Annotated in this window: 27 protein-coding genes; 16 read left to right on the top strand and 11 right to left on the bottom strand. The window is 63.3% G+C overall.

All coding sequences use genetic code 11. The features are described 5' to 3' along the window. Positions 1 to 92 precede the first annotated feature (92 nt). The 5 genes from rnd to DV532_RS18545 all read left to right on the top strand — a co-directional run bounded on the left by rnd (position 93) and on the right by DV532_RS18545 (position 4295). Positions 93 to 1226, top strand: a complete 1134-nt coding sequence (gene rnd, locus DV532_RS18565; protein ID WP_056804719.1) for a ribonuclease D — start codon at positions 93 to 95, stop codon at positions 1224 to 1226. Next, positions 1223 to 1516 carry a YcgL domain-containing protein gene (locus tag DV532_RS18560; RefSeq protein WP_056804722.1) on the top strand — a complete coding sequence of 98 codons (294 nt, stop codon included), beginning with the start codon at positions 1223 to 1225 and terminating at the stop codon, positions 1514 to 1516. The genes rnd and DV532_RS18560 overlap by 4 nt, the downstream gene beginning before the upstream one ends. A 2-nt stretch (positions 1517 to 1518) precedes the next feature. Next, the gene (locus tag DV532_RS18555) at positions 1519 to 2451 is read left to right on the top strand and encodes a D-2-hydroxyacid dehydrogenase (RefSeq protein WP_056804725.1); all 933 of its coding nucleotides are present in this window, start codon (positions 1519 to 1521) and stop codon (positions 2449 to 2451) included. A gap of 145 nt (positions 2452 to 2596) precedes the next feature. Further along, complete coding sequence (locus tag DV532_RS18550) at positions 2597 to 3046, top strand: YcgN family cysteine cluster protein (protein ID WP_056804728.1); 450 nt, start codon at positions 2597 to 2599, stop codon at positions 3044 to 3046. A 40-nt stretch (positions 3047 to 3086) separates the two neighbouring features. Continuing rightward, on the top strand, positions 3087 to 4295 hold the full coding sequence (locus DV532_RS18545; RefSeq protein ID WP_056804732.1) for a hypothetical protein: 1209 nt from the start codon (positions 3087 to 3089) through the stop codon (positions 4293 to 4295). Positions 4296 to 4409: 114 nt separating this feature from the next. Here the strand turns inward: DV532_RS18545 and DV532_RS18540 are convergent, their stop codons facing one another. From DV532_RS18540 to DV532_RS18530, 3 genes are all read right to left on the bottom strand, one after another. Next, positions 4410 to 4751, bottom strand: coding sequence for a DUF2892 domain-containing protein (locus DV532_RS18540; RefSeq protein ID WP_056804735.1), 342 nt, complete (start codon positions 4749 to 4751; stop codon positions 4410 to 4412). Positions 4752 to 4813: 62 nt separating this feature from the next. Beyond that, the gene (locus DV532_RS18535; protein ID WP_028693028.1) at positions 4814 to 5284 is read right to left on the bottom strand and encodes an RNA methyltransferase; all 471 of its coding nucleotides are present in this window, start codon (positions 5282 to 5284) and stop codon (positions 4814 to 4816) included. A 72-nt stretch (positions 5285 to 5356) separates the two neighbouring features. Then, a complete protein-coding gene (locus tag DV532_RS18530; protein ID WP_016488597.1) occupies positions 5357 to 5728 on the bottom strand; it encodes a YajD family HNH nuclease in 372 nt (123 codons plus the stop codon). 132 nt (positions 5729 to 5860) lie between these two features. Between DV532_RS18530 and DV532_RS18525 the strand changes: the two genes are divergently transcribed. Then, positions 5861 to 6139 carry a hypothetical protein gene (locus tag DV532_RS18525; RefSeq protein ID WP_056804737.1) on the top strand — a complete coding sequence of 93 codons (279 nt, stop codon included), beginning with the start codon at positions 5861 to 5863 and terminating at the stop codon, positions 6137 to 6139. A gap of 51 nt (positions 6140 to 6190) precedes the next feature. Here DV532_RS18525 and DV532_RS18520 read toward each other — a convergent pair whose 3' ends face one another. Continuing rightward, positions 6191 to 8233 carry a S9 family peptidase gene (locus DV532_RS18520; RefSeq protein ID WP_056804740.1) on the bottom strand — a complete coding sequence of 681 codons (2043 nt, stop codon included), beginning with the start codon at positions 8231 to 8233 and terminating at the stop codon, positions 6191 to 6193. Positions 8234 to 8387: 154 nt separating this feature from the next. Here DV532_RS18520 and DV532_RS18515 point away from each other — a divergent pair, with 154 nt between their 5' ends. Genes DV532_RS18515 through DV532_RS18505 form a run of 3 tightly spaced genes read left to right on the top strand, consistent with a single transcriptional unit; the run spans position 8388 to position 10201 of the window. Then, complete coding sequence (locus DV532_RS18515; RefSeq protein ID WP_056804743.1) at positions 8388 to 8882, top strand: hypothetical protein; 495 nt, start codon at positions 8388 to 8390, stop codon at positions 8880 to 8882. Between the two features lie 14 nt (positions 8883 to 8896). After that, positions 8897 to 9670, top strand: coding sequence for a class II glutamine amidotransferase (locus tag DV532_RS18510; protein WP_056804746.1), 774 nt, complete (start codon positions 8897 to 8899; stop codon positions 9668 to 9670). Positions 9671 to 9679: 9 nt separating this feature from the next. Beyond that, on the top strand, positions 9680 to 10201 hold the full coding sequence (locus tag DV532_RS18505) for a DUF2937 family protein (protein ID WP_056804749.1): 522 nt from the start codon (positions 9680 to 9682) through the stop codon (positions 10199 to 10201). Positions 10202 to 10338: 137 nt separating this feature from the next. On the opposite strand, the gene DV532_RS18500 is transcribed toward DV532_RS18505, so the two are convergent. After that, on the bottom strand, positions 10339 to 11250 hold the full coding sequence (locus tag DV532_RS18500) for a LysR family transcriptional regulator (RefSeq protein WP_056804752.1): 912 nt from the start codon (positions 11248 to 11250) through the stop codon (positions 10339 to 10341). Between the two features lie 127 nt (positions 11251 to 11377). Here DV532_RS18500 and DV532_RS18495 point away from each other — a divergent pair, with 127 nt between their 5' ends. From DV532_RS18495 to DV532_RS18480, 4 genes are read left to right on the top strand one after another with little or no spacing between them, the layout of a single operon-like run. After that, a complete protein-coding gene (locus DV532_RS18495; RefSeq protein ID WP_056805401.1) occupies positions 11378 to 12664 on the top strand; it encodes an MFS transporter in 1287 nt (428 codons plus the stop codon). Positions 12665 to 12673: 9 nt separating this feature from the next. Continuing rightward, positions 12674 to 13453: a 5-oxoprolinase subunit PxpA gene (locus DV532_RS18490; protein ID WP_056804755.1), complete on the top strand. Its 780-nt coding sequence runs from the start codon at positions 12674 to 12676 to the stop codon at positions 13451 to 13453. Continuing rightward, positions 13450 to 14136, top strand: a complete 687-nt coding sequence (gene pxpB, locus DV532_RS18485) for a 5-oxoprolinase subunit PxpB (protein ID WP_056804758.1) — start codon at positions 13450 to 13452, stop codon at positions 14134 to 14136. The genes DV532_RS18490 and pxpB overlap by 4 nt, the downstream gene beginning before the upstream one ends. Next, a complete protein-coding gene (locus DV532_RS18480) occupies positions 14133 to 15050 on the top strand; it encodes a biotin-dependent carboxyltransferase family protein (RefSeq protein ID WP_056804761.1) in 918 nt (305 codons plus the stop codon). Before pxpB ends, DV532_RS18480 begins: the two co-directional genes overlap by 4 nt. An 87-nt stretch (positions 15051 to 15137) precedes the next feature. Here DV532_RS18480 and DV532_RS18475 read toward each other — a convergent pair whose 3' ends face one another. The 3 genes from DV532_RS18475 to DV532_RS18465 form a co-directional block, all read right to left on the bottom strand. Beyond that, positions 15138 to 16316 carry a VWA domain-containing protein gene (locus DV532_RS18475; protein ID WP_056804763.1) on the bottom strand — a complete coding sequence of 393 codons (1179 nt, stop codon included), beginning with the start codon at positions 16314 to 16316 and terminating at the stop codon, positions 15138 to 15140. A 13-nt stretch (positions 16317 to 16329) separates the two neighbouring features. Then, positions 16330 to 17175 carry a MoxR family ATPase gene (locus DV532_RS18470; protein WP_056804766.1) on the bottom strand — a complete coding sequence of 282 codons (846 nt, stop codon included), beginning with the start codon at positions 17173 to 17175 and terminating at the stop codon, positions 16330 to 16332. A gap of 158 nt (positions 17176 to 17333) precedes the next feature. Then, positions 17334 to 18407 carry a DUF748 domain-containing protein gene (locus tag DV532_RS18465; RefSeq protein ID WP_056804768.1) on the bottom strand — a complete coding sequence of 358 codons (1074 nt, stop codon included), beginning with the start codon at positions 18405 to 18407 and terminating at the stop codon, positions 17334 to 17336. Between the two features lie 134 nt (positions 18408 to 18541). On the opposite strand from DV532_RS18465, the gene cysK reads away from it, so the two are divergent. Both cysK and DV532_RS18455 read left to right on the top strand, forming a co-directional pair. Further along, on the top strand, positions 18542 to 19516 hold the full coding sequence (gene cysK / locus DV532_RS18460) for a cysteine synthase A (protein WP_056804770.1): 975 nt from the start codon (positions 18542 to 18544) through the stop codon (positions 19514 to 19516). A gap of 172 nt (positions 19517 to 19688) precedes the next feature. Further along, the gene (locus DV532_RS18455; protein WP_056804773.1) at positions 19689 to 20624 is read left to right on the top strand and encodes an aspartyl/asparaginyl beta-hydroxylase domain-containing protein; all 936 of its coding nucleotides are present in this window, start codon (positions 19689 to 19691) and stop codon (positions 20622 to 20624) included. 58 nt (positions 20625 to 20682) lie between these two features. Here DV532_RS18455 and DV532_RS18450 read toward each other — a convergent pair whose 3' ends face one another. The 3 genes from DV532_RS18450 to azu form a co-directional block, all read right to left on the bottom strand. Then, on the bottom strand, positions 20683 to 21840 hold the full coding sequence (locus tag DV532_RS18450) for a hypothetical protein (RefSeq protein ID WP_056804779.1): 1158 nt from the start codon (positions 21838 to 21840) through the stop codon (positions 20683 to 20685). Positions 21841 to 21997: 157 nt separating this feature from the next. Next, the gene (locus DV532_RS18445) at positions 21998 to 23650 is read right to left on the bottom strand and encodes a cyclic peptide export ABC transporter (protein WP_056804781.1); all 1653 of its coding nucleotides are present in this window, start codon (positions 23648 to 23650) and stop codon (positions 21998 to 22000) included. Positions 23651 to 23684: 34 nt separating this feature from the next. Further along, on the bottom strand, positions 23685 to 24134 hold the full coding sequence (gene azu, locus DV532_RS18440; protein ID WP_056804784.1) for an azurin: 450 nt from the start codon (positions 24132 to 24134) through the stop codon (positions 23685 to 23687). Positions 24135 to 24314: 180 nt separating this feature from the next. On the opposite strand from azu, the gene DV532_RS18435 reads away from it, so the two are divergent. Then, positions 24315 to 25298 carry a TauD/TfdA family dioxygenase gene (locus DV532_RS18435; protein ID WP_056804785.1) on the top strand — a complete coding sequence of 328 codons (984 nt, stop codon included), beginning with the start codon at positions 24315 to 24317 and terminating at the stop codon, positions 25296 to 25298. Positions 25299 to 25449: the final 151 nt, after the last annotated feature.

The raw sequence follows: 25449 nt of genomic DNA, 5'->3' as shown, positions 1-25449 counted from the left end.
CAGCACCATTGATCGATATCAAGGAAGGCCCGGGTTTCACCAGCAGTGCCCGCGCCGTATATACTGCGCGCCAATGTTAGTGGGAGAGCCTTGTGGCCATCGAAATACACTGGATCCGTGACGACCAGAGCCTGGCCGAACACTGTCGCGACTGGCAACAACTGCCGTTCGTCGCCGTAGACACCGAATTCATGCGGGTCGACACCTTCTACCCGAAAGCCGGGCTGATCCAGGTTGGCGACGGCCAGCGTGCCTTCCTGATCGACCCGCTGCTGATCGGCAATTGGCAACCTTTGGCCGATCTGCTGGAAGACAGCGGCGTGGTCAAGGTGCTGCATGCCTGCAGCGAAGACCTCGAAGTGCTGCTGCGCCTGACCGGCAAGCTGCCACAGCCACTGTTCGACACGCAGCTGGCCGCCGGCTACCTGAACCTGGGCTTCTCCATGGGCTATTCGCGCCTGGTGCAGGAAGTGCTGGGTATCGAACTGCCCAAGGGCGAAACCCGCTCCGACTGGCTACAGCGCCCGCTTTCCGACACCCAGGTCAGCTATGCCGCCGAAGATGCCGTGCACCTGGCCGAGCTGTTCACCGCGCTGCGCCCGCGGCTGAGTGACGACAAGTACGCCTGGGTGCTGGAGGACGGCGCTGAGCTGGTGGCAGCCTTGCGCCGCGAAGTCGAGCCCGAGACCTTGTACCGCGACGTCAAGCTGGCCTGGAAGCTGGCCCCGCAGCAACTGGCGGTGCTGCGCGAACTGTGCGCCTGGCGCGAGCGTGAAGCGCGCAGCCGTGATGTGCCGCGCAACCGCATTCTCAAAGAGCACTCGCTGTGGCCCATGGCCAAGAGCCAGCCAAACAACCTGTCGGCGCTGGCCAAGATCGACGAGATGCACCCGCGCACCATTCGCCAGGACGGTGAATTCCTCATCCAGCTGATCAAGCAGGCCGCCAGCCTGCCGGCCGAGCAGTGGCCGCCGGCCTTGCCCGAGCCGCTGCCGATCGAGGCCTCCGCTATCCTCAAGCAGCTGCGCGCCATCGGCCAGGCCGAAGGTGAGCGCTTAGGCATTGCCCCCGAGCTGATGCTGCGCAAAAAAGCCCTGGAAGCGCTGCTCAAGAGCGGCTACCCAAAAGGCCCTTATCAACTGCCCGATTCGCTGCGCGGCTGGCGCCGTGAGCGCATGGGCCAGGCCCTGCTGGATAACCTGGCAGGCGCCGGAGAAACCCGATGAAACGCATTTGCTCGATCTACAAGAGCCCCCGCAAAAACGAAATGTACCTGTACGTGCTCAAGGCGGATGGCCTGGAGCGCGTGCCCGAAGGCCTGCTGCCGTTCTTCGGCACCCCCATGCACGCCTTTGACCTGGTGCTCAGCCCCGAGCGCAAACTGGCCCGTGAGGACATCACCAAGGTGCTGGAAAACCTCGACAACCAGGGCTACCACCTGCAGATGCCGCCGCTGGAAGACGACTACATCGAGCACCTGCCCGAAGAGTTGCTGCGCCGTAACGACCCGGTCTGATCATGCGCGTAATGATTGCTGAGCATGATCATGCTCAATATGCCGAGCTGTTGCGCGCCGCCGCGCCGGAACTGCAAGTGCTAACCAGCGGCGACTCCGCCGAACTGGCCCGTCATGCGCCGCAGTGCCCGGTATGGCTGGGCCAGCCGGACTTGCTGGCCAGCCTGCTGCGGCAAGGCCACAAGCCGCAGTGGATCCAGTCGACCTGGGCCGGTATCACGCCGCTGCTGGCCGATGGCCTGCCGCGTGACTATCGCCTGACCCGTGCGGTGGGCATCTTCGGCCAGGTAATGGCCGAGTACATGCTCACCTACATGCTGGTCCATGAGCGCGAGGTGCTGTCGCGCCTGGTCAGCCAGGTTGAACGGCGCTGGGACAACCGCCCAGGGCGTACCCTGGAAGGGCGCAAGGTGCTGATTGTTGGCACTGGCGACATCGGCCAGCGTGTCGCCGAGTTCCTGCAGCCATTTGGCGTGGAGCTGTACGGCATCGCCAGCAGTGCTCGCGAACAGGTACCGTTCGTCGAGGTGGCCGCGCTGGCCGACCTGCCACGCAAGGTTGGCCAGGTGGACTACGTGCTCAACTTGCTGCCGGATACCCCAGCCACCCACGGCTTGTATGACGCCGCACTGTTCAAGAGCTTCCAGCCCACGGCGCTGTTCATCAATGCTGGGCGTGGGGTGGCGGTGGTCGATGCTGACCTGGTCGCAGCGTTGAAAGAAGGGCACCTGGCGGGGGCGGTGATCGATGTGTGCCGGCAGGAGCCATTGCCCAAGCAGCACCCGTTCTGGACCGCCTGGGGCTTGCTGCTGACCGGCCACAGCTCGGCGCCTACCTCACCGGCAGCGATGGTGCGGCTGTTTGTCGAGAATATGCAGGCGTATACGGCGGGGCAGGGCTTGCGTGGGGAAGTGGACTTCGCTCGGGGCTACTGATGAGTCATACCTGTGCCGGCCTCTGCGCGGTTAAACCCGCTATCACAGGTACCCCTGACCAGCGGTCTGGCTTTGCCGAAGGCCAGGCTCTAGACTGGCGCCGCCGCGCGCTGCGGCCCCCAAGTGACTGCAGGAATCCCGTGTAATGAACGCTGAAAACGCGCCGTTCTGGCGGCGCAAGACCCTCGATCAACTCAGCCCGCAAGAGTGGGAGTCGCTGTGCGACGGCTGCGGCTTGTGCTGCCTGCAAAAGCTCGAGGACGAGGACGACAACAGCGTTTATTACACGCGCATCGCCTGTAAGCTGCTGGACCTCGACAGCTGCCAGTGCAGCGACTATCCCAACCGCTTTGCCCAGGTGCCCGATTGCATCCAGCTAACCCCGGGCAAGGCCGACCAGTTCACCTGGCTACCCAGCACCTGTGGCTACCGCTTGGTCAGTGAGGGCAAAGACCTGCCCACCTGGCATCATCTGGTCTGTGGCGATCGCCAGCAGGTCCATGAACAGCGGGTTTCCCAGTCAGGGCGTATGCTCAGGGAACAGGATGTCGACGAAGACGACTGGGAAGACCACCTGATTTTTCGCGCCAGCTGACCGGCGCAACCCGCTGACACGGGAAACAAGGAGTTTCTGTATGCGTTGCCAGCTGTTGCTAGTGTTGGGCCTGATGGCCTGTTCGCCGGCCTGGGCGAAAAAGGTCGACCTCGACTACCAGGTGCGCCTGTTGCCTGCCAGTGGTCAGGCTGAAGTTCGCCTTACCTTGGCCGAAGGCAGTGCCGTGCGCAGCTTGGACTTCGACCTGGGCAAGGCCGGGGCCTACAGCGGCTTTCAGGCGGACGGCCAATGGCAGTTGCATGGTCAGCGCGGCGTGTGGCAGCCAGCGGCTGGCAAGACCAGCCTCAGCTACCGGGTACAGCTGAACCAGCAGGTGCACAGCGGCGCCTATTCGTCGCGTATCACGCCGCATTGGGCCCTGTTCCTCGGCGACCAACTGGTCCCACCAGCACGTCTCGACCAGCAGGACGGCACCGAGCTGGTCGCCTGCCTGGCATTTGACCTGCCTGATGGCTGGAAGAGCATCGAGACGTCCTGGCCACGCATTGGCAAGGACAAGTTCCGTGTCGACAACGTTTCGCGCCTGTTCGACCGCCCCACCGGCTGGATGCTGGCGGGCGACCTGGGCAGCCGCCGCGCACGCCTGGGCGACACCGACGTCACCGTGGCCGCGCCGGTGGGGCAAGGCATGCGACGCATGGACAGCCTGACCTTGCTGACCTTCGTTTGGCCGCAACTGCAGGCGTTATTCCCGCGCAACCCGCCAAAGCTATTGCTGGTGGGTGCCCGTGACGGCATGTGGCGCGGGGCGATGGCGGCGCAGGGTTCTTTGTACCTGCACAGCGGTCGGCCGATGGTCAGCGAGAACGGCAGCAGCCCGTTGCTGCGCGAAGTGGTGCAGCTGTTTGCGCAGATTCGTGGGCGTGACGGCAGTGACTGGCTGGTAGAAAGCCTGACAGACTTTTACGCCAGTGAGTTGCTGCGCCGCTCGGGCGGGGTAAGTGATGACCGTTACCAGGCCTGGCAAGCGCGCCTGAGCAAGCAGGGCGCCAACGTCACCCGGCTTAAAGGCGAGCACGCCACCCCAGCCCAGGTGGCGCGTGGGGTGATGTTGCTGCAGGCATTGGACAAGGAAATCCGCATCCACACCCAAGCCAAACGCTCGCTGGACGATGTGGCGCGGGGGCTGATGCGCCTGCCCAGTGTCAGCACCGCAGACTTCATACAGATCAGCGAAAACGTGCTGGGCCGGCGTTCCGAGGTACTGCAGAGCAAGGCGTTGCGCTAAACCTCTTTGTAGCTGTACCGGCCTCTTCGCGGGTAAACCCGCGCCTACAGTTCATCACCAAGGCTTCGGACGCTTCACCGTACCCGCGAAGAGGCCGGCACAGGCAAACGAGCCTCAAGGGCCGGTCAACGGGTCCTTCCCGGTCACTGTCACCCCGCGCGTCGCTGCTTCGGCACTGGCCTTCAACGCTTGCAGCTCGGAGGCACTGCGCTCGATGTCGGAACGCAGGCGCTGATACTCCTGCCGGTGCTGCTGCCACCAGGCCTTGGTTGCACAGTGCCCGCTGAAGCCCCGAGCCAATGCCAAGCCGCCCACTGCAATCTGCAACAACCCGACCAAGCCGCCGTGGCGCAGCCCTTTACTGACCATCAATGCACCGCCAGCCAACGAGCTGGCGCGCTCAAGGCCATGAACGTTCTTGTCCTGCGCTGTCGCGGCCGAATGAATATCTAGCATGGCGAGGTCTCCGTCTGACGTGTAAGCAGCTGACCAGCCGGCTGCCGCCATCGTTCAGTCGGTTATTTGAACTTGGGCCCCGAGCGGGTATTGAGCCCCTTGGCCATGCGGTCATACAGCACCACATTCACCGTCGCCGCCAGGTTCATGCAGCCTTCGGTCGGAATGTAGATGGTCTCTTCGCACCAGCCACGCACATCCTCGCTCAACGAGCCATCCTCCGGCCCGAAGATATAAATGGCCCGATCCGGGTGGGTGTATTCTGGCAACGGCCGCGCACCTTCCACCAGCTCCACCGCCACTGGCGTGCAGCCCAGCGGAATGATGCGTTGCAGGTCATCGATGCCGATCAGCGGGATGTCGTAGTGCACGCGCTTGGTGTCGGTGACGAAGTCACGCGCGCGTTCGTATCGTTTGCCGGTGTAGAACACCGAATTGACGCCATAGCAACCCGCGGCGCGCATCACCGAACCGACATTTTCTGCCGACTTGGGGTTGAACAGGCCGATGCAGCTGTATCGTTTGTTTGCCACGTACCGGGGCCCTTCGCGAAAAAAACCGCGATTATACGGGCTGCCCGGTAACAGCGGGGGGCGAATCGATGGTCAGTCTTTCTTCAGCATGCCGGCCAGCGCAGCAAACGGGTTGTGGGTGGCCTTGGCGATGCTCGGGGTGCTGGTGGAGCCTTCACTGAAGTACTGCTGGTCGGTGTAGCGCGAGTGCTCGTTGTCGTGGCAGTACAGGCACAGCAGCTCCCAGTTGGAGCCGTCCTGCGGGTTGTTGTCGTGGTTGTGGTCACGGTGGTGCACGGTCAGCTCGCTCAGGCGCTTGCCGGCGAATTCGCGGGCGCAGCGGCCGCACACGTGCGGGTACATTCTCAGGGCCTTGTCGCGGTAGCCCATTTCCTTGTCACGCTTGGCATCGGCCAGAATGCGGTCCAGGCGCGCGGTGGCGGCGGCGGAAGAGGTGGAGCTCATGGTGTTTCCTTCGTTCTGATCAGGCGAATGACGGTTATGCCCTTGAGTCTAGCGCGCTTGCAGGGCAAGCGGACAGGCGAAAACCTGAATATCGGCGTAGCCTGTAGGAAGGTTCCCGACAGGAGGTTGCTGATGTTTCGCGCGATCCTCACTGCGCTGTTGTTGGCTGGCCTGCCCATGGCCGAAGCCGCCAGCACGCCACCCCGGCTCACCACGCCGGTGCCAGGTGCACCGGGTACGCCCACGCCCACGCCGTACCCGCAGATAACCCCGAGTACGCCGCCCAAGGCCTATGACAGCCAGCCGGGGGCGCCATTGTTGCCGCCCATGCCGGTGCCCGGGCCGCCGAAGGACCAGCCCCTGCCGGGGTTGCGGCAGGAGCCGCCAAAGGCGCCGGTGCAGGATGATTGAACACATTCGGCCCGCTCCCACAGGGATCGCGCGGGGGCTCAAATCCGGGCTTTACGCGATACCTAACTCGCCGAGCACGAACGCATACTCCAAGGCCACATCCTTGAGCCCTTGGTACCGCCCACTCATCCCGCCATGCCCAGCCCCCATCTCGGTCTTGAGCAGCAGCAGGTTGCTGTCGGTCTTGCACGTACGCAACTTCGCCACCCACTTGGCCGCTTCCCAATACTGCACGCGGCTGTCGTTGTAGCCCGCCACTACCAGCATCGCCGGGTAGGCCTGCGCCTTCACGTTCTCGTACGGCGCATACGCCTTGATCCGCTCGTACACCTCAGGCTCTTCAGGGTTGCCCCATTCGTCGTACTCGGTCACGGTCAGCGGCAGCTCGGGATCGAGCATCGTGTTGAGCACGTCGACGAACGGCACTTCGGCGATGGCGCAGCGGAACAGCTCCGGGCGCAGGTTAAGCACCGCGCCGATCAACAGGCCGCCGGCGCTGCCGCCACTGATGGCCAGGCGATCGGCAGCGGTCACGCCCTCGGTGATCAGGTGCTCGGCACAGGCGATGAAGTCACTGAAGGTGTTGTGCTTGTGTTCCTGCTTGCCCGCGCGGTACCAAGCTTCGCCCAGTTCACCGCCGCCGCGCACGTGGGCGATGGCAAAGGCCACGCCGCGCTCCAGCAGGCTCAGGCGCGCATGCGAGAACCACGGGTCGAGGCTTTCGCCATAGGCACCGTAGCCGTACAGGTACAGCGGCACGCTCTGGCCCAGGTCCTGGCGGCGGCGCACCAGGCTGATCGGTACTTGCGTGCCGTCTGGCGCGCTGGCCCACAGGCGCTGGCTGACATAGTCATCGGCATCGAACGGCCCCAGCACCGGGGTTTGCTTGAGCACGGCCTGGGCACCGCTGGCGAGCTCCAGCTGGCGCACCTGGGCCGGGCGGTTGAGGGCTTCGTAACGCAGGCGCAGGCGTGGGCTGGCGAACTCCAGGCTGTCCTGCACGTACAGGCTGTAGGCCGCATCGGGCAGCTCGACGCGGTAGGCCGCCAGGCCTTGCGGGCGTACTTCGATGATCGGCAGGCCACCTTCGCGCAGGCTCAGGGTCAGTGCACCGGCATTCAGGCTAAGGCCTTCGAGCATGATCGTGTCGCGGTGCGGCACCAGCACTTGCCACTGATCACGGCTAGGCACTGGTGCCACCGGGGCGTGGTACAGGGCGAAGTTGATGCCGTCCTGGTTGGTGCGGATGAACCAGCGCCACTGGCCGTCGAGCTGGCCATGGTCGGGGAAGTACTCGTGGCCTTCGACACGCGGCGCCAGGCAGGTGAACGGTGCTTGCGGGGTGTCGGCGTCCAGCACCCAGGCCTCGCTGGTGGTCTTGCTGTTCAGCAACAGCACCAGCTGGCGCTCGGAGCTGGTGCGGTAGCAGTGCAGGAAGAAGCGCCCGTCGGGTTCTTCGAACACAGTCTGCACGGCGGCGCTGCCCAGGGTATGGCGACGCAGGCGCCACGGCCGGTGGGTGTCGTCCAGCTCGGCGAAGAACAGCGTCTGGCTGTCGTTGGCCCAGGTCAGGCTGCCGTCGCAGTCGTCGAAGGGCAGGGTGGTGACGCTGCCACTGGCCAGGTCCTTGACGTACAGGGTGAAGATTTCGTCGCCGCTGGTGTCGAGGCTGTAGGCCAGCAGGCGGTGGTCGGGGCTGACGTTGAAGGCGCCCAGCGACAGGAAGCCGCCGTTGGCCAAGGCGTTGGGGTCGAGCAGCAGTTGTTCCTGGCTTTCATCGACGGTATTGGAATCGTCCGCCGGGCGCGGGCAGCGGTAGTGGCGCGGGTACTCGTCGCCAGCGGTGGTACGGGTGTAGTACAGGTAGGGGCCCCAGGGCGCTGGCAGCGACAGGTCGGTTTCCAGGATGCGCCCTTTGATTTCTTCGAACAGGTGTTCGCGCAGTGGCGCCTGGTCGGCCAGGCAGGCTTCCTGGTAGGCATTTTCGGCCTGCAGGTAGGCGAGTACCTCGGGGGTGTCGCGCTGTTGCAGCCAGGCGTACGGGTCGGCGGCCTGGGCCTGATGGGCAATTGGGGGGTGGGGCTTGGTTGGCATTGAGGATCTCTTGATTAGGGGGCCTGTGCCGGCCCATTCGCGGGCAAGCCCGCTCCTACAGGTTTCGCGCGAAGAGGCCGGTTCAGGCAAACACTGTCTGCGCCCGGAAAAGTGTTTATCATAGGCATCTCTTCGCCTGGCTTGCACGAACACCATGACCGAGAACGACTACACCCTCGCCTGGGGCCTTTACGCCGTTGCCGCCCTCGGCTGCCTGCTGGTGGCCTTCAAGCTCACCGGCTGGATGTGGCGCTGGCTGCGCGAACCGCTGCGGGTGGTGCTGGCAGTGCTGCTACTAACCCCGACCATCGTCGACCCGGTCAAGGAAAGCTTCGCCCCGGCCATTGCCATCACCGCCCTGGACGTCGCCTTCAAGGTTGGCAACAACGCCTGGCGCGCGGTGTCCGACTTCGCCATGTACGGCATGATCGCCTTCGGCCTGTATTTCCTCTTCGTGCTGCTGCGCTGGCCGCTGGAAAAGCGCGCCCGCGAGCGCCGCGCACAGGCCGAGGCCGCTGCCCAGCGCCAGGCTGCTGAAGATGAGCAGTTCGGTAGCCAAACCCCGCTGGCCGCCGAGCGCCACGACCGCTACCGTGACGCCCCACCGCCTGCCCCCCGTGGCGGTGGCCGGGTCGAGCCCCGTCTGTAACTGGAGCCACGCCTATGTGCGAACTGCTGGGCATGAGTGCCAACGTCCCCACCGACATCGTCTTCAGCTTCACCGGCCTGATGCAGCGCGGCGGCCGCACCGGCCCGCACCGTGACGGCTGGGGCATCGGCTTCTACGAAGGCCGTGGCCTGCGTCTGTTCCAAGACCCGGCCGCCAGCAGTGAGTCGGAAGTCGCCAGCCTGGTGCAGCGTTACCCGATCAAGAGCGAAGTGGTCATCGGCCACATCCGCCAAGCCAACGTCGGCAAGGTGTGCCTGTCCAATACCCACCCGTTCGTGCGGGAAATGTGGGGCCGCAACTGGTGCTTCGCGCACAACGGCCAGCTGGGCGATTTCAAGGGCCTGGCCAGCTTCTACCGGCCGGTGGGCGACACCGACAGCGAGGCGGCCTTCTGCGACTTGCTCAACCGCATTCGCAGCGCCTTCCCCGAGCCAGTGCCGGTGGAACAGCTGCTGCCAGTGCTGGTCGAAGCCTGTGCCGGCTACCGTGGTCAGGGTGTGTTCAACTGCATGCTCAGCGACGGCGACTGGCTGTTCTGCTTCTGCTCGACCAAGCTGGTGCACATCACCCGCCGAGCACCGTTTGGTGCGGCACGGTTGAAGGATGTCGACCTGATCGTCGATTTTCATACCGAAACCACCCCCAATGACGTGGTCACGGTGATCGCCACCGAGGCCCTGACCGAGAACGAGACCTGGCAGCGCTACGAGCCGGGACAATGGGCCCTGTGGCGGCACGGCGAGTGCGTGGCGCACGGCCAGAGCTAAGGACGCTGCATGTTCAGAAGTTACCTGCGGTTGCTGCTGTTTACCTTCGGCCTGCTGGCCGGTATCCAGGTCCCCGGGCTGGTCAAGGACTACAGCCAGCGGGTCGAGGCGCATTTGTACGAATCGCGCGAGGCGCTCGATGGCTTCCGGCAAACCGCCGAACGCTTCTTCGATGGTGACTTGCAGGCGCTGTTGCGGCACTACCGCAGCAGTGACGACCCGGTGTTCCTGAGTGACGCGAACAGCATCGAAAGCCTGATGATCCGCAACCAACTGCTGGAAACCGAATGGCAGGCGCTGCAAGGGCCTTGGGCCGAGCGTACCTGGCATGTGCTGGTGCAGGCAGACCCGCAGTTGCGCGAAGAGACGCTTAACGGCTACAGCTACCAAATTTTGCTGGTGCCCGAGGCAATTGGCTGGGGCGTTGGCGCAGGGTTTGTGCTGGCCTTTGTGGTCGAGAGCCTGTTGCTGGGGATTGGCTGGGTGATCCTTGGCGGGCGGCGTGGCGCGGTGAAAGAAAGCTGGCGCTGATTTCTGCTGTGCCTGTACCGGCCTTTTCGCGGGCTTGCCCGCTCCCACAGGATTTGCACGGCATTCGAGGTTGATGCAGTACCTGTGGGAGCGGGTTTACCCGCGAAGAGGCCGGCACAGGCAGCACAGTAGTTGCGTCAGACCAACACTATTCTCTGCCCCCCCACATCCCGTGCATACCCCTCCAGCACCTGCCGGCACACCCCGACCACTTCATCCACCAGCGCCACCCCGGTCTGCCAGGCAACCACCAGTTCCAGGCTCGGTGGTGGCTGCAGCCCCTGCAGTAACACCAGCTCACCCCGGCTAAGCTCGGCATCCACCAGCGCTGGCGGCAACGCGCCAATGCCAAAGCCATCGCGCAACAGCCGGGTAATCGCCGCCACCGAGTTCACGCAGTTCAAGCGCGGGGTCTCGGCCCCGGCGCCTTGCAGCAGGCTCAACACCTCCTGGTGCGGCCGCGAGTTCTTCGAAAAGGTGATGATGCGCTCACGGCCCAGTTCGGCCAGCGAGGCGTAGTCGCGGTGCTGGTGCGAGCCGGCGGCCACCACCCAGCCCATCGGGTAGCGCGCCAGGTCCAGGCTGCGAATCGACTGCTCGCGCAGCAGGTCGGTTTGCAAGATCACGTCGAGAAAACCCTTCTGCAATTGCTCACGCAAGTTCAGTGCAGTGTCCGCTACCAGCTCGATTTCCACTTGCGGGTAGCGCTCGGTCAGCTCCGCCACCAGCGCGCTCATCCAGGTATGGATCACCGTGTCCATCACCCCGATGCGGATCCGCCCGACCTTGGCCCGGTCGCTGTCCAGCGACTGCTTCATGGCCTTGGCGGTTTCCAGCATACGCTCGGCATATTCCAGCACTTTGCCGCCTTCCGGGGTCAGGCTGACACCCCGTGAATCGCGCAGCAGCAGCTTCACGCCCAGGTCCGCCTCCAGCGCAGCAATGCGGCTGGACACCGAAGCCTGGGTGGTGAACAGCTTTTCTGCCGTCAGGCGGAAGCTCTTGAGCCGGGCGACCCAGACGAAGGTTTCGAGGAAGCGAAGGTTCATGATCAGTTTTTCTTGTTCCAGACCGGCGGTTTTTCTCGTTGGACGCAGGCGGCGCGGCCTCTGAACAATGGTGCCAGGCCGCGACCTTGCGTCGCCCATAAAACAATACCAACAAGCCGAGGCAAGCATGAACCCCACCGGCGTGCAACAGCAGGTCAGTACCCCCCCTTCGTCCGGGCCCTTCGCCTGGTATCGCGATATCGACTCACAGCAACGTCGCACCTTCTGGAGCTGCAAGATCGGCTATGGCCTCGACGGCATGGACACCCAGATGCTCAGCTTCGTCATCCCTACACTGATCATGCTGTGGGGCATCACCACTACCGAAGCCGGGCTCATTCACACCAGTACGCTGATCGCCTCGGCCGTGGGTGGCTGGGTTGCCGGTATCCTCTCCGACCGTATCGGCCGAGTCCGCACCCTGCAACTGACGGTGCTGTGGTTCGCTTTCTTCACCTTCCTTTGCGGCTTTGCCCAGAACTACGAACAGCTACTTATCGCCCGCACCCTGATGGGCTTTGGCTTCGGTGGCGAGTGGACCGCTGGTGCAGTACTGATCGGCGAGGTGATCCGCGCCCAGGACCGTGGCAAGGCGGTGGGCATGGTGCAGTCCGGCTGGGCGCTTGGCTGGGGCCTCACCGCCATCTTGTATGCACTGCTGTTCTCCTGGCTGCCGGCAGAGCAAGCCTGGCGCGCGTTGTTCCTGCTGGGCCTGGTGCCGGCGGTGTTTGTGATCTTCGTCCGCCGCCTGGTCAAAGACCCTGAGGTGTACCGCCAAGCCAAGGCAACGGAAAACGCCGAGGCGCCCTCGCACTTCTACGAAATCTTCGCCCCGGGCATGCTCTGGACCACCGTGCGTGCGTCGCTGCTGACCACCGGCGCGTTGGGCGGCTACTACGCCATCACCTCGTGGCTGCCGACCTTTCTCAAAAATGAGCGCGGCCTGAGCGTGCTGGGCACCGGGGGCTACCTGGCCATGGTGATCGTCGGCTCCTACATCGGCTATGTAGTCAGCGCGTACCTGTCCGACCTGCTGGGGCGCAAGAAGAACTTCATCCTGTTCGCCGTGGGCTCGTTCGTCATCGTGCTGCTGTACACCCAGGTGCCGGTCAGCGATGGCGTGATGCTGTGGCTGGGCTTCCCGCTGGGCTTCTTCGCCTCGGGCATTTTCAGCGGCATGGGCGCGTTCCTCACCGAACTGTTCCCCACGCGTATCCGCGGTTCGGGGCAGGGCTTCTGCTACAACATCGGCAAGGTCATCGCGGCGCTGTTCCCCCTGCTGATCGGTGTGCTCAGCCAGAAAGTGCCGCTGGGCCTGGGCATTGGTGTGTTCTCCGCCGTGTCCTACGGGGTGGTGATCGTGGCCGCGCTGAGCCTGCCGGAAACCCGCGGTAAACAGCTGCAGGCGCGGTAAGGTAGGCATATGGACAACAACAACGGAGGCTGCGCAGTGGAACGCCTGCTACTCAATTGCGACATGGGCGAGAGTTTTGGCAGCTGGCGCATGGGCCTGGATGCCGAGGTAATGCCCTACATCGATTGCGCCAACATTGCCTGCGGCTACCACGCCGGCGACCCCAGCATCATGCGCCGCACCGTGGCGTTGGCGCTGGAGCACGGGGTCACCCTGGGTGCGCACCCGGCCTACCCGGACCTGGTCGGTTTTGGCCGCCGTTCGATGGCCTGCAGCCCGGAAGAAATCCGCGACCTGCTGCATTACCAGATCGGTGCGTTGGACGGCATCTGCAAGGTGCTGGGTGGCCGGGTGGCCTACGTGAAACCGCATGGCGCGCTGTACAACGACATGATGGCCGACCCGCTCAAGCTGCGTACCGTAATGGAGGCCATGGCCGCCTATGGCGGCGACCTGCCGCTGATGCTGATGGCCACCGCCGACAACCGCGCCGCCCAGGCGCTGGGCGACGAAATCGGCGTGCCGCTGTGGTTCGAGGCGTTCGCCGACCGTGCCTACACCGCCACAGGCCACTTGGTGGCGCGGCGCTTACCGGGTGCGGTGCACCATGACCCGGCGCTGGTGGTGCAGCAGGCCGTGCGCCTGGCGCGTGGCGAAGCGCTGGTGGCCGACGATGGCAGTGCGTTGCAGTTGGCAGCCAGCACCCTGTGCGTGCATGGCGACAACGACAGTTCGGTGGCAGCGGTGCGGCAGATCCGCCAGGCCCTTGATGCGCTGGGGGCGCGATGAAAGCGCGCATAGAAGTGGTGGCCATCGACAGCCTGATGGTGCGCCTGTTCGAGGGTATCGACGAGGCCAACATGCCGTGGGTGCTCGCTGCCAGCCAGCGCCTGCGTGCGGTGTTCGGCGCGCACTTGCTCGACCTGGTGCCGTCCTACACTACGCTGATGGTGCAGTTCGACCTGCCACCGGCGGCGGCCAGGGCGTTGATCCGCCAGGCGCTAGACGGTTTGCAGGCAGATGCCGGTAGCGGCGGTCGCTGCCATGAAATCCCGGTGTGGTACGACGCCAGCGTCGGCCCGGAACTGCCGGTGCTGGCGGCCCGCTGCGGCGTGACTGAAGCCGAGGTGATCCGCTTGCACAGCCAGCGCGAATACCCAGTGTTCGCCCTGGGTTTTGCCCCCGGTTTCGGCTTCATGGGCCTGGTCGACGAACGCCTGGCCAGCCCGCGCCTGAGCACGCCACGCAAACGCGTGGCAGCCGGCAGTGTCGGCATTGCCGAGCGCCAGACGGCCGCCTACCCAGCAGTATCACCGGGTGGCTGGAACCTGATTGGCCGTACCCCGGTGCGCTTGTTCGAGCGTGAACGCGAGGGCTACAGCCTGTTGCAAGCCGGTGATCGGGTGCGCTTCGTGCCCATTTCGCGCAGTGAGTTCGTGGCCTTGGGCGGTGATGTGGAGGCGCAAGGATGAAGCAGTTGAAGATCGAGGCCAGTACACCGCTGTGCCAGTTGCAGGACGCCGGGCGCTTTGGCGTGCGTCACCTCGGCGTGACCCAGGGCGGGGCGTTGGATTGGGTGGCGATGCACTGGGCCAACTGGCTGCTGGGCAACCCGCTAGCGGCGCCGGTGGTCGAGGTGGCGCTGGGTGGTTTTTGCCTGGTAGCCGAACAGGATTGTGTGCTGGCCCTTGCCGGTGCCGACCTGGAGGCGCGGGTTGATGACCAGCCGTTGGGGCCCTGGCGTAGCTTTGCCCTGGCCAAGGGGCAACGCTTGAGCTTGAGGCAGCCGAAGCAGGGTGTGCGGGCTTATCTGGCGGCACCTGGCGGGTTCCTTGGCGAGGATGTGCTGGGCAGTTGTGCCACGGTGGTGCGGGAAGCACTGGGTGGTATCGATGGCCTGGGTGCTGCACTCGGTAAAGGCCAGGCGCTGACATTTGCGGGTAGTGCAGCAACCCTGCGCGAAGTACCCGCGAAACTGCGTCCGCAGTATGCGTCAAAACCCGTGCTCGACCTGGTAATGGGCGCGCAGATCGGTGATTTCAGCGGCAGCAGCCTGTTCGAAGCATTTAACCGCGATTGGACGCTGGACAGCCGGGCTGACCGCATGGGCATCCGCCTGCTGGGGCCGCAACTGGTGTACCAAGGCGCGCCGATGATTTCCGAAGGGATTCCACTGGGGGCGGTGCAGGTGCCGCCGGATGGGCAGCCGATCGTACTGCTCAATGACCGGCAGACCATTGGCGGCTATCCGCGGTTGGGGGCGTTGACGCCGTTGGCGCTGGCGCAACTGGCGCAGTGCATGCCGGGGGCGCTGGTGCGGTTCAGGGCGGTGGTGCAGGACGAGGCCTACCGGGAGCAGCAGGCATACCTGAACCGTTGGCGGTAAGGCGACGGGCCTGTTCGCGGGTAACCCCGCACCTACACATACCCTGTAGGTGCGGGCTTGCCCGCGAACAGGCCGGTACCGGCAACATCACTTGGACAGGTAACGCATCCCTTCTTCCAACCCCTGCAAGGTCAGCGGGTACATCTTGTCCTCGATTAAATCCCGCACCAAATGGGTCGATGCGGTGTAGTCCCAAGCCTGCTTCGGGTACGGGTTGATCCAGATGATCTTCTTGAATTTCTCCATGAAGCGCTGCATCCACACATACCCGGCCTCTTCGTTCCAGTGCTCCACGCTGCCACCCGGCTGGGTAATCTCATAGGGCGCCATGGCCGCATCGCCGACGAACACCACTTTGTAGTCATCGCCATACTTGTGCAGCAAGTCGAAGGTGGAATACCGCTCCGAAGTGCGGCGCAGGTTGTTCTTCCACACCGACTCGTAGACGAAGTTGTGGAAGTAGTAGTACTCCAAGTGCTTGAACTCGGTCTTGCACGCCGAGAACAGCTCTTCACAAACCTTGACGTGGGCGTCCATCGAGCCGCCGATGTCGAACAGCAACAGCAGCTTCACCGTATTGCGCCGCTCGGGGCGCATCTGGATGTTCAGCAGCCCGGCGTCCCGCGCGGTGTGGTCGATGGTGCCGTCGATGTCCAGCTCTTCGGCAGCGCCTTCACGGGCGAACTTGCGCAGCCGGCGCAGGGCCAGCTTGATGTTGCGTGTGCCCAGCTCTACCTGGTCGTCCAGGTTCTTGTATTCGCGTTGGTCCCACACCTTCACCGCCTTGCCCTGGCGTTTACCGGCCTCGCCCACGCGGATGCCTTCGGGGTTGAAACCGCCCGAGCCGAAGGGGCTGGTGCCGCCCGTGCCAATCCACTTGTTGCCACCGGCGTGGCGTTCCTTCTGTTCTTCAAGGCGCTTCTTGAATGCTTCGATCAGCTTGTCCAGGCCACCCAGCGACTGGATCTGCGCGCGCTCTTCATCGCTGAGCGAACGCTCGAACTCCTTGCGCAGCCAGTCATCTGGGATCAGCGCCTCAATGTGCCGATCGAGGTTTTCCAGGCCTTTGAAGTAGGCGCCGAAGGCCCGGTCGAACTTGTCGAAGTGGCGTTCGTCTTTCACCAGGATGGCGCGGGCGAGGTAGTAGAACGCGTCCATGTCGGCGAACACCACGTGCTTTTGCAGGGCCTGGTGCAGGTCGAGCAGTTCACGCACCGACACCGGCACCTTGGCCGCACGCATTTCATTGAACAGGTTGAGCAACATGGCCCGGCTCCCGTCAGCGGTTGCCGCGCCGGCTCATGAAGGCCAGGCGCTCCAGCAGTTGCACGTCCTGCTCGTTCTTCACCAGCGCACCAGCCAGCGGCGGGATAGCCTTGGTCGGGTCGCGTTCGCGCAGTACCGCTTCACCGATGTTGTCGGCCATCAATAGTTTGAGCCAGTCGACCAGTTCGGAGGTTGAGGGCTTTTTCTTCAAGCCCGGCACTTTGCGCACGTCGAAGAACACGTCCAGTGCCTCGCTGACCAGCGTTTGACTGATGTTCGGGTAGTGCACGTCGACGATCTGCTGCAGGGTGGTGCGGTCGGGGAAGGCGATGTAGTGGAAGAAGCAGCGACGCAGGAAGGCGTCCGGCAGCTCTTTTTCGTTGTTGGAGGTGATGATGATGATCGGGCGCTGCTTGGCCTTGATGGTCTCGTCGATTTCGTAGACGTAGAACTCCATCTTGTCGAGTTCTTGCAGCAGGTCGTTGGGGAACTCGATGTCGGCCTTGTCGATTTCATCGATCAGCAAAATGACCCGCTCTTCGGCCTCGAAGGCTTCCCACAGCTTGCCCTTTTTCAGGTAGTTGCGCACATCGTGGACTTTTTCGGTGCCCAGCTGCGAATCCCGCAAGCGGCTGACCGCGTCATACTCGTAAAGGCCCTGGTGGGCCTTGGTGGTGGACTTGATGTGCCAAGTGATCAGGCGCGCACCGAACGAGGCCGCCAACTGCTCGGCGAGCATAGTCTTGCCAGTGCCAGGCTCGCCCTTGACCAACAACGGGCGTTCGAGGGTGATGGCCGCGTTTACCGCCAGTTTCAGGTCGTCTGTGGCGACGTAGTCGCGGGTGCCTTCGAACTTCATGGGTCTGTCCTCTGCTATCAGCCTGGCTGGGCGTCTTCGCGGGCACGCCCGCGAAAGGCCCAGCACCGGTTTTCGATTTGTTACCGACTATAACGCGGGGTTTGGCGGCTGGAAACGCAGACCGGGTATTCAGTCCCTGAATGCCCCGTCACGCCTGCTCAGTCAGACTTCGGCTTCGGTTGCTCGTACTGCGCATTGAACGCCTGGATAAACCCATTGCGCAGGATCTGCAAAAACGCCTCGAAGGCGCTGATGTCCTGCTTGTGCACGCTGCCACTGAGTTCCACGCGGGTGGCGAACTGGTTTTTCGGTTGGTTCTTCAGCACCGACTGGGTTGCGCCCACCAGCGCCTCCCACACCGAGCGGAAAAAGCCTTTGTCCTTCTCTTGCACATCCTGCTGCCAGTTGAACACGTCGACATCGCGCAGCAACGGTTTTATATAGCCGGTAAGCCGGCCGTTCTGGGCTTGGGCTTCGATTACCAGGTCACCGTGCCCGGCATTGAAGTCGAACTTGCCGTAGGCGCTGGAAAAGTCATTGAGCTTGCGCAGTTCGATGCCCGTGGCGCGCAGGCGGAACTGGAAGTCGTCAAAGTCGCTGAACGGGTCGAAGGTGGCACGGCTTTCTACCTTGGCATCGCCCAGCAGCAGGGCGCTGGCGTCCAGGCTGGCGTCGCGCCGGCCCTTGTTGTTGCGCACATTGGTCAGGTTGCGGATGTTGGCATCCAGCTGGGTGGCCTTGAGATGGACCGGTGGCTTGGCGTTGAAGTTGTGGAAGTTCAGCACGCCGTTGTCGATACGCACTTCGTTGAGGGTGATTGGCAGCAGTTTCTCCAGCTGTTGCCGCCAGTCTGTCCCCTGGCCGGTCTGTGACGTCTGTTTGCTAGCGCCGTCGACAAAGTTCAACTCGGGGCGCACGAAGGCCACCTCGGCCACCACGGCGCGGTCATACCACAGCGAGTGCCAGCTCACCGACAGGTCGATCAGCGGTGCGTCAAGGAAGGGTACTGGCACCTTGCCGCTGGTCTTGACGATCTTCAGCCCGTTGATCTGGTAGGCGCCACGCCACCAGGCCAGGTCCACGTCGGCCACCTGGCCACGGTAGTCGCCCATGTCGGCCAGTTTGTCGTTGAGGTAGTCGCGCACCAGATAGGGCAGGGCCATGTGCAGCGCCACCAGCACCACCACCAAGCTGGCCAGGCCGATCATTGGCCAGCGATAACGGGCTCTCATCGGGGTGTCTCCAATGTGGGATGTGCGGTTGACCGCAATGCGCCCGGCGGAGTTCGAACAGGCTTTACTGGCCACTGGCCCAGGCTTACCCTTGAGGTCTTTCCCTGCTTGTTTTCATGCCTAGGACCCCTGCCATGAGCCGTATCTTCGCAGACAACGCCCACTCCATCGGTAACACCCCGCTGGTGCAGATCAACCGCATTGCCCCGCGCGGCGTGACCATCCTGGCCAAAATCGAAGGGCGCAACCCGGGCTATTCGGTCAAATGCCGCATCGGCGCGAACATGGTCTGGGATGCCGAAAGCAGCGGCAAGCTCAAGCCGGGCATGACCATCGTCGAACCCACCTCGGGCAACACCGGTATCGGCTTGGCCTTCGTTGCCGCCGCCCGTGGCTACAAGCTGATGCTGACCATGCCCGCCTCGATGAGCCTGGAGCGGCGCAAGGTGCTGAAGGCGCTGGGCGCCGAACTGGTGCTGACCGACCCCGCCAAGGGCATGAAAGGCGCCATCGAAAAGGCCAACGAAATCGTCGCCTCCGACCCGGCCCAGTACTTCCTGCCGGGCCAGTTCGAAAACCCGGCCAACCCGGCGATCCACGAGAAGACCACCGGCCCGGAAATCTGGAACGACACCGATGGCGCGGTCGACGTGCTGGTGGCGGGTGTGGGTACCGGCGGCACCATTACCGGTGTATCGCGCTACATCAAGCACACCCAGGGTAAGGCGATCCTGTCGGTGGCCGTCGAGCCAGTGTCCTCGCCGCTGATCAGCCAAACCCTGGCCGGCGAAGAACTCAAGCCCAGCCCGCACAAGATCCAGGGCATCGGCGCCGGCTTCGTGCCGAAAAACCTCGACCTGTCGATTGTCGACCAAGTGGCGACGGTAACCGACGAAGAGTCCAAGGCCATGGCCATCCGCCTGATGCAGGAGGAGGGCATTCTTTGCGGCATTTCCTGCGGCGCGGCAATGGCAGCAGCCGTACGCCTGGCCGAAAAACCGGAAATGCAGGGTAAGACCATCGTCGTAATTTTACCTGACTCGGGTGAGCGTTACCTGTCGAGCATGCTGTTCGCCGACATGTTCAGCGAGCAGGAAAACCAGCAGTAATCGGCGTTGCCGCTGATCCGGCGCAACGTTTGCTGGCTGGGTTCATTGCAAAATCGTCATGACTGAGTTGCCGCCCAGGTTGTTTTTACCCCGGCGGCATCAGTTTATGATGGCAGGATGATTTACAGGAGAGCCGTGCGCGTGGCGTGGCTTTTCCTCAAGGAGTGAATGCATGACCTTTTCCTTTGCAGCCAAGGCGGGTGTCTTGCTGGTGTTTTTCGGCAGCGTGCTGTTCGTGCACCTGCGCGGCAAGGCCCGCCTGCCGGTGTTGCGCCAGTTCGTCAACCATTCGGCGTTGTTCGCCCCCTACAATGCCTTGATGTATTTGTTTTCCGGCGTGCCGTCCAAACCCTACCTGGACCGCCAGCGCTTCCCCGAGCTGGATGTGTTGAAAGACAATTGGCAGGAAATCCGCGAAGAGGCCATGCGCTTGTTCGATGAGGGCTACATTCGTGCCGCCGAGAAAGACAACGACGCCGGCTTTGGGTCGTTCTTCAAAAAAGGCTGGAAGCGCTTTTACCTGAAGTGGTACGACAAACCGCTGCCGTCGGCCGAAACCCTGTGCCCGCGCACGGTCGAGCTGGTTAGCAGCATCCCCAACGTCAAGGGCGCGATGTTTGCCCTGCTGCCGGGTGGCAGCCACCTCAACCCGCACCGCGACCCTTTCGCTGGCTCGCTGCGCTATCACCTGGGGCTGTCCACCCCCAACTCCGATGCTTGCCGCATCTACGTCGATGGCGAGGAATACGCTTGGCGTGATGGCGAGGATGTGATGTTCGACGAAACCTACGTGCACTGGGTCAAGAATGAAACCGACGTCACCCGGGTGATCCTGTTCTGTGACATCGAGCGCCCGCTGAGTAGCCCGCTGATGGCCCGCGTCAACCGCAACGTCAGTGCCTTCCTCGGCCGCGCCACTGCCCCGCAGAACACCGACGACGAGCGCGTGGGTGGGATCAACCAGGCCTATGCCTGGAGCAAGCGCTTCAGCAACAAGGTCAGTGGCCAGGTGAAGCAGTTCAAGCGTGCCAACCCCAAGGCCTACCGTGTGCTGCGACCGGTGCTGGCGGCGGCGGTGGTGTATTTGTTGTATCACTGGTTGTTCTGATTCCAGTTTGCTCACAGCGCCAGGTTGGCCTGGCGCTTACGAGCAGATCCTGGCCTACTCAAGCAAGACCTTCCAGCAAACCATCGGCGCGCACTAGATCGACTATCACCTGTTCATCTACCGCGTACACCCCCCGCGATGCTTTCCACACCAGGTTCTTGTCCTGCAAGGCGATGAGAGCTTGCTGTACCCCCGGCACCTCGGCCTTTACTTCGCTTGCGTCCACGCCTGCCTGTTCCATCGCCTTGGCGTACAGTGCCAGGGTTGGGGCCTCGAACGGCGCGTAGTCGTTACCCTTGACGCACATGACACGCAACACAGCAGACTGAATAGGGGTGAGGCTATGGATCACTTTTCTCATGTTTGCGTTCAAGTCACTGGCTTGTGCCTGAACAAGTTCGCTGAATCGCGCCGGAATGGCCTCGGGCGCAATGCTGAAGTCGAAGCGGATTTCATCCGCTGCTGCGCCCAATAGTTCTGGGCGGTAGCCGCTTTCGCGGAACAGTTGGAATACCTCCGCGGGGTCGAGTGCGCAGGGCAAGTCGATATTGGCGCAAAGCCAATCGATGAAGTCCTGGTCCAGCGTTGGGAACTGCACCATGGAAGCACCGAAGAATGCCTGATCCTTGCTGTTGCGCAGCATGGCCAGCTTGTCCCGGTTTGAACCCGTGCAGACGACGCGCAGGCCATGATGCTTCGAACTGTTGAGTTCGTCTCTGGCTGCCTTGAGGGCGAACAGGGCTGCTATGCCTTGTTCCGTGGTGATTGCATGCTGCGCTTCGTCGATGATCAGGACGATGATCCTGCGGGACTCATCAGAGAGCGCCACCAGGGCGGTGGTCAGGTCGATATCTTGCCCGAGTCCGATCTTGTCCAGGCTGAAGTTCAGCCCGCCGACAGTGACTTTTTCCATACCTGACGACTTTGCCAGGCGCGTGATGAAGCCTTCGTTGCGAGCGACCGCTTCACGCACAGCTTCCACGATGACCTGGCCTGGGTCTTTGGTCAGGTCTTTCCACAGGTCGGCATACAGCACTATTGCCCCGGCTGCTTCGAGGGCAGGGCGCAGGTCTTCGCGGGCAAAAGTGGATTTACCGGTGCGTCGTGGCGCAGCGAGAAACACACCTGAGCTTGCTGCACTGCCCACGGCGACTTGCAGGATCAGTTTCGACAGGCGGGAGGCGAGGGCCGGGCGGTGGTAGACGGTTTCAGGCATTTCTGCCCCTCCACTAGAATTTATAGCCAATTATAGAGTGATTATAGGGATATTATAGACTTCCCCGGGAGCGTTGTTTATAGCGAATTATAGAAAGATTATAGAGTGATTATAGGCGGTGGTTGATGAAGGGGCTGCGCAGCAACCCCTGGCTGTTTCAGGCTGGCTCCACCGCCTCGACCACCTTCCCACGGCTAAGGTGCACCACCTTGTCCGCCGTATCGAAATACCGGTCGTCATGCGAAATCACGATGATGGTCTTGCCCATGCGCTTCAGGTCCGGCAGCAGTTCGGTGTAGAACACCCTGCGGAAGGTCGGGTCTTGGTCCGCCGCCCATTCGTCGAACACCAGCACCGGCCGCCCGTCCAGCCAGGCATTGACCAGCGCCAGGCGCTTGCGTTGCCCGGTGGACAGGTCGGTGGTGGTGAAGGCGCCGTCGCGCACGCTCACCTTGTGCGCAATCTCCAGCCGTTCCAGGTAGCGCGTGGCATCACTGGGCAGGCTGTGTTCGTGGTCGGGCAGGTCTTCGAACAGGTAATAGTCGGCGAACACCGTGGTGAACAGCTGGCGGTAGTCATCCAACGCCTCTGGGCCGACGGCCGTGCCGTTCAGGCGCACTTCGCCGCGCTGCGGGGTGTACAGGCCCAGCAGCAGCTTGATCAGCGAGGTCTTGCCGCAGCCGTTTTCGCCGACGATGAACAGGATCTCGCCCGGCGCGATGCTCAGGTTCACCGGCCCCACGCGGAACGGCTCGTTGCCGTCCACCGGCGGGTAGGCGTATTCGACGTTGTGCAGCTCCAGGTGCGCAGTAGCCGGGGCGGTACGCGTGACCGGCGGTGCCAGCAGCAGGTGCGGCTCGGGTGAGGCGAAGCGCTCGGACAGGTCGGCAATGCGGCGGAACGCAATCTGCGCGCGGCCGAGAATCGGCAGGTTGCCGATCAGGGTTTCCAGCGGGCCCTTCATGTACAGCAGCACCAACACGAAGCCGCTTATCACCGCCGGGTCGTTGCTCGGCCACAGCGACTGCAAGGCCAGAGTCAGGCCGATGACCACGAAGAACAGCATCGACCCTAGGCTTTTGGCCGCGACGAAGATATTGATGGCGCGGATATGCGTGTTGGCAATGAAGTCGGCGGTGCCCTGAATGTTACGCGTCAGCATGGTGTGGCGGCGGCGGCGGTCGATGCGCAGTTCCTTGGCCCCTTCGGCGATGGCCGAGTAGTGCTTTTGCAGGTTGTCTTCGGCGTCGCGCGCGGCGTTGAAACCGGCCACGCCCTTCTGCCGGGCGATGTACTGCACGCCGCTACCGATGCCAATGGCTGCCAGGGTGATGAGGAAGATCGGCCACGACAGCCAGGCCAGGTAGGCCATGCAGCCGGTCACCGTGGTCAGCGAGATGGCCAGCGGGGCAAAGGCGAAGGCGAAGTCGCTAATGGTGTCGACATCGCGGGTCAGCACCGGGATCAGGCGGTGGCTGCGGTAGCGCTCGATCTGTTCGATGGGCGCCGACAACACCTTGGCGCCCAAGTCCTTGCGCAGCCTTGCGATGACTTTCTGGCCGACGTAGTTGGTACCGCTGTCGGCAGCCACGCTACTGACCAGGGCCAGCACGCACAGGCCGGCGAAGGCCAGGATCACGCCGTGGCTCATGCCGCCTGCCGCGTGCAGGCCTTGGTTGACGGTGGCTAGCAAGGCGGTCACGGCCAGGCCGCCGACCATGCCCAGCAGTACCGAGCCGATGACCGCCGGGCGGTAGGGTTTGAGCAGGCCCAGCAATTCGCGGATGGCCCCAGGGGAGGAGGTTTTCATGAAGCATGATCTCGCTGGTGGAGTGGGGGCGGGGTCAGCTGCCGAGGGTCAGGGTGCCCTTCATCAAGGTGCTGTGGAACGGGAACGAGCAGTAGAAGCTGTAGGCGGTACCGCCTTTCAGCGCTCGAGTGTCAAGGGTGACGCTGGCCTGTTCGCCGCCGCCGATCAGGCGCGTGTGGGCGATGACGCGGGCGTCGCCGGGCTTCACGTAGCCCTGCGCCTCACCGGCTTTCTGGCCGTCGTCGAGCACGCCCTGCATGTCGGCCTGGGTGCTCAGCACCCAGTTGTGGCCCATCACGTTCTTCGGCATGTCGCCAGGGTGGGTGAGGGTGACGGTGAACGCGGTGCAGGCCGTGGGCACGCTGATGGCAGCCTTGTCGAAAGCCATCTGGTCGGTGCCATGGATTTCCACGGCGCATGGCTGCGCCGACCAGGCGGCAGGGGCCGCGGCGAGCAGGGCGAGGAGCAGGAGCTGGCGAGTCATGTACGGTTCCTGGGCGATAAAAGGGTGCACATCGTTCAGACGAACCGAGCCGCCGCGGCTTTACCTGGGTGAGCTGCCCGGGTGAATTTCCCGCTGGCCTGCTCGTTCACCTAGTCAGGCGCTGCCATGGCGCACATCCGATTTTGCCGCCAACGCGGCCCTGGCTTGAGGTGACCGTACATGAGTGAACTGCTGCGCTTTGCGATCGAACCGCTGGATGCCGCGCGCGGCAACCTGCCGCTGCTGGTGCGTGCGCCAGCGCCGGGTATCGACTTGTTGCAAGCCTTTGCTGAGTTGCAGCCGCTGGTGGAGCGGCACCTGCTGCAGGCTGGCGGCATTCTGTTCCGCGGCTTCGAGGTAGGTGGTGCCGAGGCTTTCCGCCAGTTCGCCGGTGCTTTCGGCCACCCGCTGCTCAACTACGAGTTCGGCTCTACCCCGCGCAGCAACGTGACCCAGGGCGTGTACACCTCCACCGAGTACCCGGCGCACCAGAGCATCCCCCTGCACAACGAGCAGGCCTACACCTTGGAATGGCCAATGAAGATCTGGTTTTACAGCGTGATCCCCGCCCAGACCGGTGGCGAAACGCCGATTGCCGACAGCCGCGAGGTGTACCGGCGCATGCCGGTGCGCATTCGCCAGCGGCTGGAGGAGAAGGGCCTGATGTATGTGCGCAACTACGGCAACGGTTTGGATGTGGAGTGGTCGCAGGTGTTCAACACTGAAGACCCACGCCAGGTCGAAGCCTATTGCCGGGCGCATGCCATCGAGTGCCTCTGGAAGGATGACGGTGAACTGCGCACCCGCCAGCGCTGCCAGGTAGTGGCCCGGCACCCGGTGACCGGGGATGACGTGTGGTTCAACCAGGCGCACCTGTTCCATGTGTCGAACCTGCAGGCAGAGGTGCGCGAGTCGTTGATGGACATTGTCGAGGAAGAGGATCTGCCGCGTAACGTGTATTACGGCGATGGTTCGATCATTGAGGACTCGCTGCTCGATGAAGTGCGCGGGGTGCTGGATGAATGCACCATCAGCTTCCCCTGGCTGGCGAACGATGTGTTGATGCTCGACAACATGCTGGCGGCGCATGCGCGGTCGCCGTTTACCGGCAGGCGCAAGGTGGTGGTGGCGATGGCGCAGGGGTATTCCGAGGTGTTGCGCTGATTTTTTTTGGGGGGGTGTATTAGGGCCAGCAGGTGTCGGGGATTGGATTGGGGTAGGGCATCAGGTGTCCGGCATTGGATTGGGTTAGGGGCATCAGGTGGTAGGCATTGGATTGGGTTAGGGGCATCAGGTGTCCGGCATTGGATTGGGT

Origin of the sequence: Pseudomonas sp. Leaf58 (genome assembly GCF_003627215.1) — a bacterium.
Classification (GTDB): Bacteria; Pseudomonadota; Gammaproteobacteria; order Pseudomonadales; family Pseudomonadaceae; genus Aquipseudomonas.
Note: the sequence above shows the minus strand (reverse complement) of the source record. Positions and strands in the feature narration are given on the sequence as shown.